General features: G+C 71.5%; 14 protein-coding genes. 7 read left to right on the top strand and 7 right to left on the bottom strand.

Annotated elements, in window-relative coordinates; all coding sequences use genetic code 11:
- Positions 1-2 precede the first annotated feature (2 nt).
- The 6 genes from whiA to QI633_RS13945 all read left to right on the top strand — a co-directional run bounded on the left by whiA (position 3) and on the right by QI633_RS13945 (position 4,803).
- Complete coding sequence (gene whiA, locus QI633_RS13970; RefSeq protein WP_141798635.1) at positions 3-989, top strand: DNA-binding protein WhiA; 987 nt, start codon at positions 3-5, stop codon at positions 987-989.
- A gap of 89 nt (positions 990-1,078) precedes the next feature.
- On the top strand, positions 1,079-2,077 hold the full coding sequence (gap, locus tag QI633_RS13965; RefSeq protein WP_282426131.1) for a type I glyceraldehyde-3-phosphate dehydrogenase: 999 nt from the start codon (positions 1,079-1,081) through the stop codon (positions 2,075-2,077).
- 4 nt (positions 2,078-2,081) lie between these two features.
- Positions 2,082-3,296 carry a phosphoglycerate kinase gene (locus tag QI633_RS13960; protein ID WP_282426130.1) on the top strand — a complete coding sequence of 405 codons (1,215 nt, stop codon included), beginning with the start codon at positions 2,082-2,084 and terminating at the stop codon, positions 3,294-3,296.
- On the top strand, positions 3,296-4,114 hold the full coding sequence (tpiA, locus tag QI633_RS13955; protein ID WP_282426129.1) for a triose-phosphate isomerase: 819 nt from the start codon (positions 3,296-3,298) through the stop codon (positions 4,112-4,114). The genes QI633_RS13960 and tpiA overlap by 1 nt, the downstream gene beginning before the upstream one ends.
- A gap of 27 nt (positions 4,115-4,141) precedes the next feature.
- Positions 4,142-4,378, top strand: a complete 237-nt coding sequence (gene secG / locus QI633_RS13950) for a preprotein translocase subunit SecG (RefSeq protein ID WP_141798638.1) — start codon at positions 4,142-4,144, stop codon at positions 4,376-4,378.
- A 65-nt stretch (positions 4,379-4,443) separates the two neighbouring features.
- Entirely contained in the window at positions 4,444-4,803 is a 360-nt protein-coding gene (locus QI633_RS13945) for an RNA polymerase-binding protein RbpA (RefSeq protein ID WP_141007576.1), read from the top strand.
- A gap of 25 nt (positions 4,804-4,828) precedes the next feature.
- On the opposite strand, the gene pgl is transcribed toward QI633_RS13945, so the two are convergent.
- From pgl to tkt, 4 genes are read right to left on the bottom strand one after another with little or no spacing between them, the layout of a single operon-like run.
- Entirely contained in the window at positions 4,829-5,560 is a 732-nt protein-coding gene (gene pgl, locus QI633_RS13940; RefSeq protein WP_141798639.1) for a 6-phosphogluconolactonase, read from the bottom strand.
- The gene (gene pgi / locus QI633_RS13935; protein ID WP_282426128.1) at positions 5,557-7,203 is read right to left on the bottom strand and encodes a glucose-6-phosphate isomerase; all 1,647 of its coding nucleotides are present in this window, start codon (positions 7,201-7,203) and stop codon (positions 5,557-5,559) included. The genes pgl and pgi overlap by 4 nt, the downstream gene beginning before the upstream one ends.
- Positions 7,204-7,208: 5 nt before the next feature.
- Complete coding sequence (gene tal / locus QI633_RS13930; RefSeq protein ID WP_282426127.1) at positions 7,209-8,327, bottom strand: transaldolase; 1,119 nt, start codon at positions 8,325-8,327, stop codon at positions 7,209-7,211.
- Positions 8,328-8,370: 43 nt separating this feature from the next.
- Entirely contained in the window at positions 8,371-10,482 is a 2,112-nt protein-coding gene (tkt, locus tag QI633_RS13925; RefSeq protein WP_282426126.1) for a transketolase, read from the bottom strand.
- A 159-nt stretch (positions 10,483-10,641) separates the two neighbouring features.
- Between tkt and QI633_RS13920 the strand changes: the two genes are divergently transcribed.
- Positions 10,642-11,556 (top strand): heme o synthase, encoded by a 915-nt coding sequence (locus QI633_RS13920; protein WP_282429307.1) that lies wholly within the window; start codon positions 10,642-10,644, stop codon positions 11,554-11,556.
- Between the two features lie 14 nt (positions 11,557-11,570).
- Here QI633_RS13920 and QI633_RS13915 read toward each other — a convergent pair whose 3' ends face one another.
- From QI633_RS13915 to QI633_RS13905, 3 genes are read right to left on the bottom strand one after another with little or no spacing between them, the layout of a single operon-like run.
- Positions 11,571-12,449, bottom strand: a complete 879-nt coding sequence (locus QI633_RS13915) for a COX15/CtaA family protein (RefSeq protein WP_282426125.1) — start codon at positions 12,447-12,449, stop codon at positions 11,571-11,573.
- A 2-nt stretch (positions 12,450-12,451) separates the two neighbouring features.
- Complete coding sequence (locus tag QI633_RS13910) at positions 12,452-13,219, bottom strand: ABC transporter permease (protein WP_282426124.1); 768 nt, start codon at positions 13,217-13,219, stop codon at positions 12,452-12,454.
- Complete coding sequence (locus QI633_RS13905; protein WP_282426123.1) at positions 13,216-14,154, bottom strand: ABC transporter ATP-binding protein; 939 nt, start codon at positions 14,152-14,154, stop codon at positions 13,216-13,218. The genes QI633_RS13910 and QI633_RS13905 overlap by 4 nt, the downstream gene beginning before the upstream one ends.
- Positions 14,155-14,157: the final 3 nt, after the last annotated feature.

The following is a 14,157-nucleotide window of genomic DNA, read 5'->3' as shown; positions in this document are numbered from 1 at the left end:
CTATGGCGATGACGGCACAGGTCAAGGCGGAGCTCGCCAACATCCCGGTGACGAAGGTCTGCTGCCGCAAGGCCGAGGTCGCCTCGATGCTGCGCTTCGCCGGCGGGCTTCACATCGTGGGCGGCCGGATCGTCGTCGAGGCCGAGCTCGACACGGGTGCGGCCGCACGCCGCCTCCGCAAGGACATCTCCGAGATCTACGGCCAGGGCTCCGAGGTCGTCATGGTGCAGGGCAACGGCCTGCGCAAGGGCAGCCGCTACATCGTGCGGGTCGTCAAGGACGGCGAGGCGCTGGCCCGCCAGACCGGCCTGCTCGACCAGCGCGGCCGCCCGGTCCGCGGCCTGCCGCCCGCCGTCGTGTCCGGTGGCGCCTGCGACGCCGTGGCCGCTTGGCGCGGTGCGTTCCTGGCCCACGGCTCGCTCACCGAGCCCGGCCGCTCCTCGTCCCTCGAGGTCACCTGCCCCGGCTCCGAGGCCGCGCTCGCCCTCGTCGGCGTCGCCCGCCGCCTCGGCATCCAGGCCAAGGCCCGCGAGGTGCGTGGCGTGGACCGGGTGGTCATCCGCGACGGCGACGCCATCGGCCAGCTGCTCGCGCGGCTCGGCGCCCACGAGACGCTGATGGCGTGGGAGGAGCGCCGGATGCGGCGCGAGGTCCGGGCCACCGCCAACCGGCTCGCGAACTTCGACGACGCCAACCTGCGCCGCTCCGCCCGCGCCGCCGTCACCGCCGGCGCCCGGGTGCACCGGGCCATGGAGATCCTCGGCGACGAGGTCCCCGACCACCTGAAGATGGCCGGCGAGCTGCGCCTCGAGCACAAGCAGGCCTCGCTCGAGGAGCTCGGTCAGCTGCACGACCCGGTGCTGACCAAGGACGCCATCGCCGGCCGGATCCGCCGGCTGCTGGCCATGGCCGACAAGCGGGCCGAGGAGCTCGGCGTACCGGACACCGAGGCGTCGCTGACGCCCGAGATGCTCGCCGGCGACGCCTGAGCCGGCCCCGCGCGCGACCCTGACGCGGTTGCGGCCTGCGGGATAGGGTCGGAGGACCGAGAAGGTCCCGCTCTCCCAGGAGGTTCGCAGTGACTGTTCGTGTAGGCGTCAACGGCTTCGGTCGGATCGGCCGCAACTTCTTGCGCGCGGTGCGCGCGGGTGGTGCGGACATCGAGATCGTCGGTGTCAACGACCTGACGGACACCGCGACCCTGGCCCACCTGCTGAAGTACGACTCGATCCTGGGGCCGCTGGATGCCGACGTGCATGCCGGTGACGGCGTGATCGTGGTGGGCGATGCGGAGATCAAGGTCTCGGCCGAGCGGGACCCGGCCGCGCTGCGGTGGGGCGAGCTGGGGGTCGACGTCGTGGTCGAGTCGACCGGGTTCTTCACCGACGCCACCAAGGCGCGGGCGCACGTCGACGGCGGCGGGGCGAGGAAGGTGATCATCTCGGCGCCGGCCTCGAACGAGGACGTGACGATCGTGATGGGCGTCAACCACGAGGCCTACGACCCGGCCGTGCACACGGTGATCTCGAACGCCTCGTGCACGACCAACTGCCTGGGGCCGATGGCCAAGGCGCTCAACGACGGCCTGGGCATCGTGAAGGGTCTGATGACCACGGTGCACGCCTACACCGCGGACCAGAACCTGCAGGACAACATCCACAAGGACCTGCGCCGGGCCCGGGCGGCGGCGTTGAACATCATCCCGACCTCGACGGGTGCGGCGAAGGCGATCGGGCTGGTGCTGCCCGAGCTCAAGGGGCGTCTCGACGGCTACGCGCTGCGGGTCCCGACCCCGACGGGCTCGTTGACCGACCTGTCCTTCGAGGCGTCGCGGGAGACGAGTGTGGAGGAGGTCAACGCGATCGTGAAGGCGGCTGCCGACGGCCGTTACCTGGTCTACTCGACCGACCCGATCGTGTCCTCCGACATCGTGACCAACCCGGCCTCGTGCATCTTCGACGCGCCGTTGACGAAGGTGATCGGCAACCAGGTCAAGGTCGCGGGCTGGTACGACAACGAGTGGGGCTACTCCAACCGGCTGGCCGACCTGATCACGCACGTGGGCACTACGCTCTGACCCCGTGACTGAGTTCAACGGCCTTCGCCGCGAGTTCCTGGACAGTGTCAGCGGCAAGCGGGTCCTGGTCCGCTCGGACCTCAACGTGCCGCTCGACGGCACCCGGATCACCGACGACGGCCGGATCCGGGCGAGCGTCCCGACGATCCGGGCGCTGGCCGACGCCGGCGCCCGCGTGGTCGTCATGGCGCACCTCGGCCGGCCGAAGGGCGAGCCGGACCCGGCCTACTCCCTCGCGCCCGTGGCCGCCCGCCTCGGCGAGCTGCTCGGCGCCCCCGTCGCCTTCGCGACCGACACCGTCGGCGCCTCGGCCCGGGAGGCCGTGACCGCACTGCAGGACGGCCAGGTGGCGCTGCTCGAGAACGTCCGGTTCAACGCCGGCGAGACCAGCAAGGACGACACCGAGCGCGGTGCCTTCGCCGACCAGCTCGCCGGCCTGGCCGGTGCTGACGGGGCCTTCGTGTCCGACGGCTTCGGTGTCGTGCACCGCAAGCAGGCCAGCGTGTACGACGTCGCGCAGCGCCTCCCGCACGCCATGGGCGGCCTGGTCGCAGCCGAGGTCGAGGTGCTGCGTCGCCTCACCGTGGACCCGGAGCGCCCGTACGTCGTCGTGCTCGGCGGGTCGAAGGTCTCCGACAAGCTCGGCGTGATCGACAACCTTCTCGGCAAGGCCGACAAGCTGCTCATCGGCGGCGGCATGGTGTTCACCTTCTTGCGCGCCGACGGCCTCGAGGTCGGCAACAGCCTGCTCGAGGAGGACCAGCTCGACACCGTGCGCGCCTACCAGGACCGCGCGAAGGAGCTCGGCGTCGAGATCGTGCTGCCCACCGACATCGTCGTGGCCGACAGCTTCGGCGACGAGGCCTCGGCCCGCGTCGTCGCTGCCGACGCCATCCCGGCCGACAGCCTCGGCCTCGACATCGGTCCCGAGTCCGGCAAGGCCTTCGCGGCCGCGCTCGCCGACGCGCGGACGGTCTTCTGGAACGGCCCGATGGGCGTCTTCGAGCAGCCCGCCTTCGCCGAGGGCACCCGGGCCGTCGCCGAGGCGCTGACCAAGGTCGACGGCCTCTCGGTCGTGGGCGGCGGCGACTCCGCGGCCGCCGTACGCACCCTCGGGTTCGACGAGGCCGCGTTCGGCCACATCTCGACCGGCGGCGGTGCGAGCCTCGAGTACCTCGAGGGCAAGGAACTCCCCGGCATCACGGTTCTGGAGGACTGATGGTTTCGACAAGCTCAACCACCGGGGCTGCGCGCACCCCGCTCATGGCGGGCAACTGGAAGATGAACCTCAACCACGCCGAGGCCGTGGTGCTCGTGCAGAAGCTGGCGTGGACGCTGTCCGACAAGCGGCACGACTACGGCAAGGTCGAGGTCGCGGTGATCCCGCCCTTCACCGACATCCGGTCGGTGCAGACGCTGATCGACGGCGACCGCCTCTCCATCCGGTACGGCGCCCAGGACGTCTCCCAGCACGCCGGCGGTGCCTACACCGGCGAGATCTCGGCGGCGATGCTCGCCAAGCTGGGGTGCTCGTACGTCGTGGTCGGCCACTCCGAGCGACGTCAGTACCACGCCGAGACCGACGCGGTCGTCAACGCCAAGGCCAAGGCGGCCCTGGCCGAGAAGATCACGCCCATCGTGTGCGTCGGCGAGGGCCTCGAGGTCCGCCAGGCGGGCGAGCACGTCGAGTTCACCAACGCCCAGGTCGAGGGCTCCCTCGACGGCCTGACCAAGAAGCAGGTCGCCGGACTGGTCATCGCCTACGAGCCGGTCTGGGCGATCGGCACCGGCGAGGTCGCCACCCCCGACGACGCGCAGGAGGTCTGCGCGGCCATTCGCGAGCAGGTCCGCAAGAGCCACGGCGACGAGGCGGCGGACGCCGTCCGGATCCTCTACGGCGGCTCGGTGAAGGCCGCGAACGTCGCCGGCATCATGGCCAAGGCCGACGTCGACGGCGCTCTCGTGGGTGGCGCGAGCCTGGAGGCCGACGAGTTCGGGGGAATCTGCCGGTTCTACGACATGCCGGTGCTGTCCTAGCACCGGGCCTGACGTAGGATTCCTGGCGTGTCGACGCTTCTGACTGTGCTGCTCATCGTGACGAGCCTGATCATGATCCTGCTCGTGCTCCTGCACAAGGGTCGCGGCGGTGGTCTCTCGGACATGTTCGGTGGCGGTGTGTCGAGCTCGCTCGGCGGATCCTCGGTCGCCGAGCGCAATCTCGACCGGTTCACGGTCGGCATCGGCGTGATCTGGTTCGCCTGCGTGATCGCGCTGGGCCTCCTGCTCGCCTATCAGAACTGACAGCACAGATCGCTTTGCAACCGACCCGGGCACCGGGTCGTCCGAGGGCTTGAGGAGAGAATCCGTTGGCTGGTGGTGGGAACGCGATCCGCGGTAGTCGCGTCGGTGCGGGTCCGATGGGCGAGGCCGAGCGCGGTGAGGCCGCGCCTCGTCAGGCGGTCACGTACTTCTGTGCGAACGACCACCGTTCGGTGATCACCTTCTCCGTCGAGGCGTCCGTCCCGGACTCGTGGGACTGCCCCAAGTGCGGCCTGCCCGCCGGCCTCGACTCGGAGAACGCGCCGCCGGCACCGAAGATCGAGCCCTACAAGACCCACCTCGCCTACGTGAAGGAGCGCCGCTCCGACAAGGAGGCGGAGGTCATCCTCGACGAGGCGATCCAGCTGCTCCGGTCGCGCCGGAAGTCCGGCGAGATCATCTTCTGAGGCGTCAGTACGCTCCAGCAGGCTCCTAGAGCTGGCTGGCGGCGTCGCGGTCGAGGAACCAGACGGTCTCGGCGGTGCCGGTGACGCCCCGGGCGGGCGTCTCGGCGATCGAGCCCTCGTCGGCGAGCGCTCGTCGTACGGCGTCGGCCTTGCCCTCGCCGCTGACCAGGAACCACACCGACTGTGAGCGGTTGAGGGCCTCGAAGGTCAGGCTGACGCGGTCCGGTGGCGGCTTGGGGGAGTCGTGCACGGCGACGGTGATGGTGCCCGTGGCCTCGAGCCCGGGATGCCCGGGGAACAGCGAGGCGACGTGGCCGTCCGGACCGAGGCCGAGCATCAGCACGTCGAAGTCGCCGCTGCCGTCGGCACGGAGCGTGTCGGCGTACGCCGTCGCGGACTCCTCGGCGGAGCCCACCTCGGTCGAGGAGGGGGCGGTGTGCACCCGGTGCGCGCCGACCTCGTCGAGGAAGGCGGTCCTGGCCTGGTTGAGGTTGCGGTCGGGGGAGTCGGCCGCGACGAAGCGCTCGTCGCCGAACCAGAGCACGACGGCGCCCCAGTCGACCCCGGACGCGGGGGCGAGGCGGGCGATCTCGCGGTGGACGGCGTCCGCGATCGTGCCTCCGGTGAGCCCGACGTTCGGCACGTGCCCGGCGGCCTGGGCGTCGGCGATCCGGTTGAGGAGCTCGCCGGCCACGGCGGTCGCGAGGGTGTCGGCGTCGGGGTGGACCTCGACGAGGGGTGGCGGGGTCTCGGTCATGGTGCGCGGTGCTCCCGGTAGTAGTCGATCATCGCCCGCGTGGACGCGTCCTGCTCGGCGAGGACGGCGGCGTCGCCGGCGAGGCCCGGGGCGATCTGCAGCGCGAGCTGCTTGCCGAGCTCGACGCCCCACTGGTCGAAGCTGTCGATGCCCCACACGGCGCCCTGGGTGAAGGTGATGTGCTCGTAGAGCGCGATCAGCTGGCCGAGCACGGACGGCGTCAGCGCCGGCGCCATGATCGAGGTGGTGGGCCGGTTGCCCGAGAACACCCGGGCCGCGACGATCGCCTCCGCAGTGCCCTCCGCGCGGACCTCCTCGGCCGTCTTGCCGAACGCCAGCGCCTTCGTCTGGGCGAGGAAGTTGGCCAGTAGCAGCTCGTGCACGTCGGTGTCGCCGTCGGCGAGCGAGTACGCCGGCGTGGCGAAGCCGATGAAGTCGGCGGGGATGAGCCGAGTGCCCTGGTGGATGAGCTGGTAGAACGCGTGCTGCCCGTTGGTGCCGGGCTCGCCCCAGAAGACCTCGCCGGTGTCGGTGGTGACGGGGGAGCCGTCCCAGCGCACGCTCTTGCCGTTGGACTCCATGGTGAGCTGCTGGAGGTACGCCGGGAACCGGTGCAGCAGCTGGGAGTACGGCAGGACGGCGTGGGACTGGGCACCGAGGAAGTTGGTGTACCAGACGTTCAGCAGGCCCATCAGCATCGGCACGTTGTGCTCGACCGGCGCCGAGACGAAGTGGTCGTCGACGGCCCGGAAGCCGCCGAGGAACTCCTCGAACCGCTCGGGACCGATCGCCACCGCGAGCGACGTGCCGATCGCGGAGTCGACGGAGTAGCGCCCGCCGACCCAGTCCCAGAACCCGAAGGCGTTGGCCGGGTCGATGCCGAAGGCCTCGACCTTGTCGAGCGCTGTGGAGACCGCGACGAAGTGGCGCGCGACCGCCTCGTCGCCGGCGCCGAGGCCCTCGAGCAGCCAGGCCCGGCACAGCCGGGCGTTGGTGAGGGTCTCCAGGGTCCCGAAGGTCTTGCTGGAGACGATGAAGAGCGTCGTGGCGGGGTCGAGGCCGGCCAGCTCCTGCGCCGCGTCGGTCGGGTCGATGTTGCTGATGAACCGGCACTCCAGGCCAGCCTGCACGTAGGGCTTCAGCGCCTCGTAGGCCATCACCGGTCCGAGGTCGGAGCCGCCGATGCCGATGTTGACGACCGTGCGGATCGGCTGCCCGGTGAACCCGCGCCAGGCGCCGGAGCGGACGTCGTCAGCGAACGCGTAGACCCGGCGCAGCACGGCCCGGACCTGCTCCACGACGTCGGCGCCGCCGACCTCGAGGTCGGAGCCCGCCGCGCGCCGCAGGGCGGTGTGGAGCACCGCTCGGTCCTCGGTGACGTTGATGTGCTCGCCGCGGAACATCGCGTCGCGCTGAGTCGGGAGGTCGACCTCGCCGGCCAGCGCCTGGAGCGCCTTCCAGATCTCCGGGGTGACCAGGTTCTTGGACAGGTCGACGCGCAGGTCGCCCGCCTGCACGGTGGACCTCGTCACCCACTCGGGGTCGGCGAGCATCCGGCGCAGGTCGGGCCGGAAGTCCGAGGCGAGGTCGGCGAGCCGGCCCCAGGCCTCGGTCGTGGTCGGGTCGACGGGAGCCGCGCCCACGGAGGTCAGGCTCCGGCCCGGCCCGAAGTCGCCGCCATCTGCGCCTCGACGGTGGCGACCAGCTCGGTCCAGGAGACCTTGAACTTGTCGACGCCCTCGGTCTCGAGGACCCGGAACACGTCGTCGAGGTCGATCCCGGCAGCCGACAGCCGGTCGAAGACCTCCTGGGCGTCCGCACCCTTGCCGCTGACCTGGTCGCCCGTCACGTCACCGTGGTCGGCGAACGCCATCAGCGTCTTCTCCGGCATCGTGTTGACCGTGTCGGCCACGACGAGGTCGGTGACGTAGAGGGTGTCGGGGTACGCCGGGTTCTTCACGCCGGTCGAGGCCCACAGCGGGCGCTGCGGGTTCGCGCCGGCCGCCGCCAGCGCCTGCCAGCGGTCGGAGGCGAGGACCTCCTCGAACGCCGCGTAGGCGAGCCGGGCGTTGGCCACGGCCGCCCGGCCCCGCAGGGCGAGTGCCTCGTCGGTGCCGATCTTGTCGAGGCGAGCGTCGATCTCGGTGTCGACTCGCGAGACGAAGAAGGACGCGACCGACTGGATCGTGCCGAGGTCGATGCCGGCGTCGCGGGCCAGCTCGAGGCCGGCGAGGTAGGCGTCCATGACGGCGCGGTAGCGCTCGACGGAGAAGATCAGAGTGACGTTGACGCTGATCCCGGCCGCGATGGTCGCCGTGATCGCCGGCAGGCCCTCGAGGGTGGCCGGGATCTTGATCAGCGCGTTCGGGCGGTCGACGGCGGCCCACAGCGCCTTCGCGGAGGCGATGGTGGCGTCGGTGTCGTTGGCCAGGGTCGGCTCGACCTCGATCGAGACCCGGCCGTCGGCCGGGTGGCCGGCCGCCACCGGCGCGAGCACGTCGCACGCGTTGCGGACGTCGTCGGTGGTGAGCGCGAAGATCACCTGGTCCACGCCCATGCCGCCCTCGACGAGCTGACGCACCTGGGCGTCGTACCGCTCACCGTTGGCGATCGCCCCGGCGAAGATCGTCGGGTTGGTCGTCACGCCGACGACCGAGCGCTCGCGGACGAGGTCGGCGAGGTTGCCGGTCTCGATCCGCTCGCGCGACAGGTCGTCGAGCCAGATGGACACCCCCGCGTCAGCGAGGGCCTTGAGTCGATCAGTCATCGGTTCCTCCTTCTGCGGTGGCTTCTGTGGTGCGGTGCCCGGTTCAGTCCCGGGCAGCCGCCGCGATGCTCTCGCGGGCGGCCTGGACGACAGCCTCGGGCGTGAACCCGAACTCGCGGAACAGGGTTCCGGCGTCCGCGCTCGCACCGTAGTGCTCGATGCTGACGATCCGGCCCTTGTCGCCGACGTATTCGCGCCAGCCCTGCTTGATGCCGGCCTCGACGGACACCCGCGCCTTGACGGTCGGCGGGATCACGCTGTCACGGTAGGCCTGGGTCTGCGCGTCGAACCACTCGAGGCAGGGCATCGAGACCACCCGGGCGTGGATGCCCTCAGCCGCGAGCTGGGCGCGGGCCGCGACGGCGTACTGCACCTCGGAGCCGGTCGCGATCAGGACGACGTCGGGCTGGCCGCCCTCGGCCTCGAGCAGGACGTAGCCGCCCTTGGCCACGTCGTCGGTGGTCGCGTAGCCCTCGGTGCCACGCGGGAAGGTCGGGACGTTCTGGCGGCTCAGGATCAGGCCGGCGGGACGGTCGCTGTTGCGGAGCACCTGCAGCCAGGCGGCGGCCGTCTCGTTGGCGTCGGCCGGACGGACGACGTCGAGGCCGGGGATCGCGCGCAGGGCGGCGAGGTGCTCGATCGGCTGGTGGGTCGGGCCGTCCTCGCCGAGTCCGATCGAGTCGTGCGTCCACACGTGCACGACCGGGGCGCCCATCAGCGCGCCCACGCGGACCGCGCCGCGCATGTAGTCGGAGAAGGTGAGGAAGGTGCCGCCGAAGACGCGGGTGCCGCCGTGGACGGCGATGCCGTTCATGATCGCGCCCATGCCGTGCTCGCGGATGCCGAAGTGGAGCACCCGGCCCTGGTACGGGTCGGCCGGCCACTCGTCGACGCCGCGGTCCAGCGGCAGGAACGACGCGGCGTCCTTGATCGTGGTGTTGTTGGAGCCGGCCAGGTCGGCGGAGCCGCCCCACAGCTCGGGCATGACGCCGGCGATGGCGTTGATGACCTTGCCGGACGCGGCGCGGGTGGCCACCCCCTTGGCGTCGGCCTCGAAGACCGGCAGCGCCTCCTCGACGCCGTCGGGAAGCCGGCGGTCCTTCATCCGGTGCAGCAGCGCGGCCTGCTCCGGGTTCGCCTCGGCCCAGGCGTCGCGCTCAGCGGTCCACGCGGTCTGCCAGGCCTTCCCGCGCTCGATCAGCCCGCGGGTGTGGGCCAGCACGTCGGCGGGGACCTCGAAGGTCTTCTCCGGGTCGAAGCCCAGCACCTTCTTGGTGGCCGCGACCTCGTCGGCGCCGAGCGCGGAGCCGTGGGCGGCCTCGGTGTTCTGCGCGTTGGGCGCGGGCCACGCGATGACGGTCTTGAGGACGATCAGTGACGGCTTGTCGGTGACCTCGTCGGCGACCTTGAGGGCGTCGTACAGCGCCGGCACGTCCTCCTCGTAGTGGGCCAGGTCGTTGTGGTCGTTGCCTGTCCAGTCGACCGTCTGGACGTGCCAGCCGTAGGCCTCGTAGCGCTTCGCGACGTCCTCGTTGAACGCGATGTGGGTGTCGCCCTCGATCGAGATCCGGTTGGCGTCGTAGACGACGGTGAGGTTGCCGAGCTCCTGGGTGCCGGCGATCGAGGACGCCTCGCTGCTGACGCCCTCCTCGAGGTCGCCGTCGGAGGCGAGGACGTAGACGTGGTGGTCGAACAGGGACGGGCCGTCGCCGGCCTCCGGGTCGAGCAGGCCCTTCTCGCGCCGGGCGGCCATCGCCATGCCGACCGCGTTGGCCAGGCCCTGGCCGAGCGGGCCGGTGGTGACCTCGACGCCGGCGGTGTGGCCGTACTCGGGGTGGCCCGGGGTCTTGCTGCCCCAGGTGCGCAGGGCCTCGAGGTCGCCGAGCTCGAGGCCGAAGCCGCCGAGGAAGAGCTGGGTGTAGAGCGTGATCGAGGAGTGGCCGCAGGACAGGACGAACCGGTCGCGGGCGATCCAGGCCGGGTCGGCGGGGTCGTGCCGCATCACCTTCTGGAACAGCAGGTAGGCAGCGGGAGCCAGGCTCATGGCCGTACCCGGGTGGCCGTTGCCGACCTTCTGCACGGCGTCCATCGCGAGGACGCGGGCGGTGTCAACAGCCTTGCGGTCGAGGTCGGTCCACTCGAGCTCCGGGATCATGGCTCCGAGCCTACCGAGCGGCGTGGTGAGCACGACACCGGCTCGGTGCCCGGCCCGCGACCCGGTCGGGCTACACTCGGACCGCTTTCCGTAACTGCTTCGCAAGGTTTTCCGAGGAACATTGCCGTGACCCACGTCGACCCGACCAGCCCCGAGCTGATGTCCGGTGACGAGGGACCGCAGAAGGCGACCTTGCGCGACGTGGTGATGGCGTACGTCGGACTGACCAAGCCGCGCGTCATCGAGCTGCTGCTCCTGACGACCGTGCCGGTCATGTTCTTCGCGGCCCGCGGCGTCCCCGCGCTGGGGCTCGTGGTCGCTACCGTGATCGGCGGGACGCTCTCGGCCGGGTCGGCCTCGGTCTTCAACTGCGTCTACGACCGCGACATCGACGAGCAGATGCGTCGTACCCGGCGACGGGCACTGCCGCGCCACATCGTCTCGCCCGGTGCCGCCCTCGTCTTCGGTGTGGTCCTCGGCGTGCTCTCGACGGTGATCCTGTGGGCGTGGGTCAACCCCCTCTCGGCGATCCTGTCGGTCTCCGCCAACGCGTTCTACGTGTTCGTCTACACGATGCTGCTCAAGCGCCGGACGACCCAGAACATCGTCTGGGGCGGCATCGCCGGCTGCTTCCCGGCCCTGATCGGCTGGACCGCCGTCACCGGCGAGCTGTCCTGGGTGCCCGTCGTGCTGTTCCTCGTGGTCTTCTTCTGGACGCCCCCGCACACGTGGGCGCTCGCGCTGCGCTACCGCGAGGACTACGCCCAGGTCGACGTGCCGATGCTGCCGGTCGTGAAGTCTGCGCGCGTCGTGTCCTTCCAGATCGTCGTCTACTCATGGGTGATGGTCGCGACCTCGCTGGTCCTGTGGCCGGTTGCGGACACCGGCCCGGTCTACCCGATCGCCGCTGCCGTGCTCGGCGCGGTCTTCCTGGCCCAGGCCCACGGCCTGCACCGCCGGGCCCGGACCTCCGACGAGCTGAGCGTGCTCCAGCCGATGCGGCTGTTCCACTCGTCGAACCTGTACCTCTCGCTGCTCTTCGTCGCCGTCGCGATCGACCCTCTCCTGCACTGAGACTGAGACTGAGCTCAACGAGGGCGGGTGGTCACCACCACGCGGGCGAGGCCGGCGGCGACGAGCGCGGCGCCCAGCATGTGCAGGCCGACGAGGATCTCGGGCAGGTCGGTGAAGAACTGGACGTACCCGAGCAGGCCCTGGGCGAGCTCGACGCCGAGCAGGGCCGCGGCGAAGGTGGCCACCCAGCGGTCGTGCCGACGACGGGCGGCGAGCAGCAGCGACAGGGTCAGCACGACCAGCACGCCGACCGAGATGCCGTGGACGTGGGAGACCACCTCCGGGTCCAGTCCGGTACGACGGGACTCCAGGTCGCCGGAGTGGGGCCCGGAGCCGGTGACCACGGTGCCGAGCCAGAGCACCACCCAGCCGACGGCGAAGGTGGCCCACGCGAGCCGGCGCACCACACCAGAGGCAGCCCCACGTGCGGGGCCGGTCAGGTCGTCGAGCACCCACACGCACACCCCGACCATGGCCATCGACACCAGGAGGTGGCCGGCCACGACCCAGGGGTTGAGGTCGGTGAGCACGGTGATGCCGCCGACGATCGCCTGGGCGGGGATGCCGGCGAGGATCACCAGGCCGAGGGTGCGCACCCGACCGGCGCGCTGCCACACGGCGACCACGAAGGCGAGGGCGATGGCCAGCAGGACGTAGGTGAGCAGCCGGTTGCCGAACTCGATGACGCCGTTGATGCCGAGCGCCGGGTGGGTGGTGTACGACTCCTCGGTGCACTTCGGCCACGTCGGGCAGCCGAGGCCCGAGCCGGTGAGCCGGACGGCACCGCCGGTCACGACGATCCCGATGTTCGCGACCAGGTTGGCCCACGCCAGCGGCACGAGCCGCGCCTCCAGCGCTCGCTGCAGGTCGGTCAGTCGGGTCGCGGTGCTCACGGTCACTCCCACTTGAAGGTTCGGGCGGTCAGGGCGGAGCCGAGGACGGTCCAGGCGAGCAGCACCACGAGGTCGCGTACGGCGACCGAGCCGTCGCACGCAGCGCGGACCGCCTCGCCGAGCGCCCCCGAGGGCAGCCAGCGCACGACGTCGCCGAGCCCGCCGTACAGCGAGGCGGGCAGGATCACGGCGCCGCCGGCGAGCAGCAGCAGGTAGACGAGGTTCGCGGCGGCGAGGGTCGCCTCGGCGCGCAACGAGCCGGCCAGCAGCATGCCGAGCGAGGCGAAGGCGGCGGTCCCGAACAGCGCGGCGACCCCGAGCAGGAGCGCGCCGCCGACGCCCGACGGACCGGACCAGCCCAGGGCCAGGCCGACGCCGCCGATGACGACGAACTGGAAGACCTCGACGAGCAGCAGCGCGAGCACCTTGCCGCCGAGCAGCGTGGCGCGGGACAGGGGAGCGGTGCCGAGGCGCTTGAGGACGCCGTACCTGCGCTCGAAGCCGGTCGCGATCGCCAGCGAGGTGAACGCGGTGGACATGATCGCCAGCGCGAGCACACCGGGGGTCAGTACGTCGATCGGGCGGCCGTCGAGGTCGAAGCCGACCCGCTCGACGCCGCGGACCGAGCCGATCAGCACGATCACCGGGATCACCACGGCCAGCAGCAGCTGCTCGCCGTTGCGCAGCATCAGCCGCGCCTCCATCCCCGCCTGCGTGACCAGCTGGCGGACGACGGGAGCGGCGCCGGGCGCCGGGGCGAAGGTGCTCACAGCGACTCCCTGCCGGTCAGCTCGAGGAACACGTCCTCGAGGTTGCGCTGGCCCAGCGAGAGCGACTCGGGCAGCACGTCGTGGGCGGCGCACCAGGCGGCGACGGTGGCGAGCGTGGTGCTGTCGGCCGGACCCGACAGCTGCAGGCTGAGCGGGTCGAGCACGGTCAGCTCGGTGCCGTCGCCCAGCGCGCGGACCAGCTCCTCGGGCGCACCCGGAGGGAAGGGCTGGGTGACGACGATCCGGATCGTGGCGACGGTGCCGCCGCGGGTCAGCTCGAGCGGGGTGCCGCTGGCGACGAGGCGCCCGCGGTCCAAGATGTGCACCCGGTCGGCCAGCCGCTCGGCCTCCTCCAGGTAGTGCGTGGTCAGCACGACGGTCACCCCGTCGGCCCGCAGCTCCTCGAGCAGGTCCCACACGGCTCGCCGGATCTGCGGGTCCATGCCGGCGGTCGGCTCGTCGACGAACACCAGCTCCGGACGCCCGATCAGGGCGAGGGCCAGGCCCAGCCGCTGCTGCTGGCCACCCGAGAGTCGTCGGTACGGCGTGCGCCCGCACTCGTGCAGCGCCAGCCGCTCCATCAGCAGGCCCACGTCCTGGGGCCGGGCGTGCAGGCGGGCGAAGTGCTGGAGCATCTCCTCGGCCCGCGCGCCGCTCCAGGCGCCACCGGACTGCAGCATCACGCCGATCCGCGGCAGCAGCTCGGCCCGCTGGCGCACCGGGTCCAGGCCGAGCACCCGGACGGTGCCGCCCTGGGCGCGCCGGTAGCCCTCGCAGGTCTCCAGGGTGGTGGTCTTTCCGGCCCCGTTGGGACCGAGGACGGCGGTGATGGTGCCGCGCTCGACAGTGAGCGACAGGCCGTCGACGGCGACCGTGTCGCCGTACCTCATCACCAGTCCGTCGACCTCGACAGCAAGGTCAGCAGCGTGAGGCACGGC

The sequence above is a fragment of the Nocardioides sp. QY071 genome (assembly GCF_029961765.1).
Taxonomy (GTDB): domain Bacteria; phylum Actinomycetota; class Actinomycetes; order Propionibacteriales; family Nocardioidaceae; genus Nocardioides.
Note: the sequence above shows the minus strand (reverse complement) of the source record. Positions and strands in the feature narration are given on the sequence as shown.

What these genes read in the sequence shown, in the direction of transcription:
- whiA (WP_141798635.1), top strand. Translation starts at nt 3, where the DNA reads ATGGCGATGACGGCACAGGTCAAGGCGGAGCTCGCCAACATCCCGGTG.
- tkt (WP_282426126.1), bottom strand. Translation starts at nt 10,482, where the DNA reads ATGATCCCGGAGCTCGAGTGGACCGACCTCGACCGCAAGGCTGTTGAC.
- tpiA (WP_282426129.1), top strand. Translation starts at nt 3,296, where the DNA reads ATGGTTTCGACAAGCTCAACCACCGGGGCTGCGCGCACCCCGCTCATG.
- QI633_RS13920 (WP_282429307.1), top strand. Translation starts at nt 10,642, where the DNA reads ATGTCCGGTGACGAGGGACCGCAGAAGGCGACCTTGCGCGACGTGGTG.
- tal (WP_282426127.1), bottom strand. Translation starts at nt 8,327, where the DNA reads ATGACTGATCGACTCAAGGCCCTCGCTGACGCGGGGGTGTCCATCTGG.
- pgl (WP_141798639.1), bottom strand. Translation starts at nt 5,560, where the DNA reads ATGACCGAGACCCCGCCACCCCTCGTCGAGGTCCACCCCGACGCCGAC.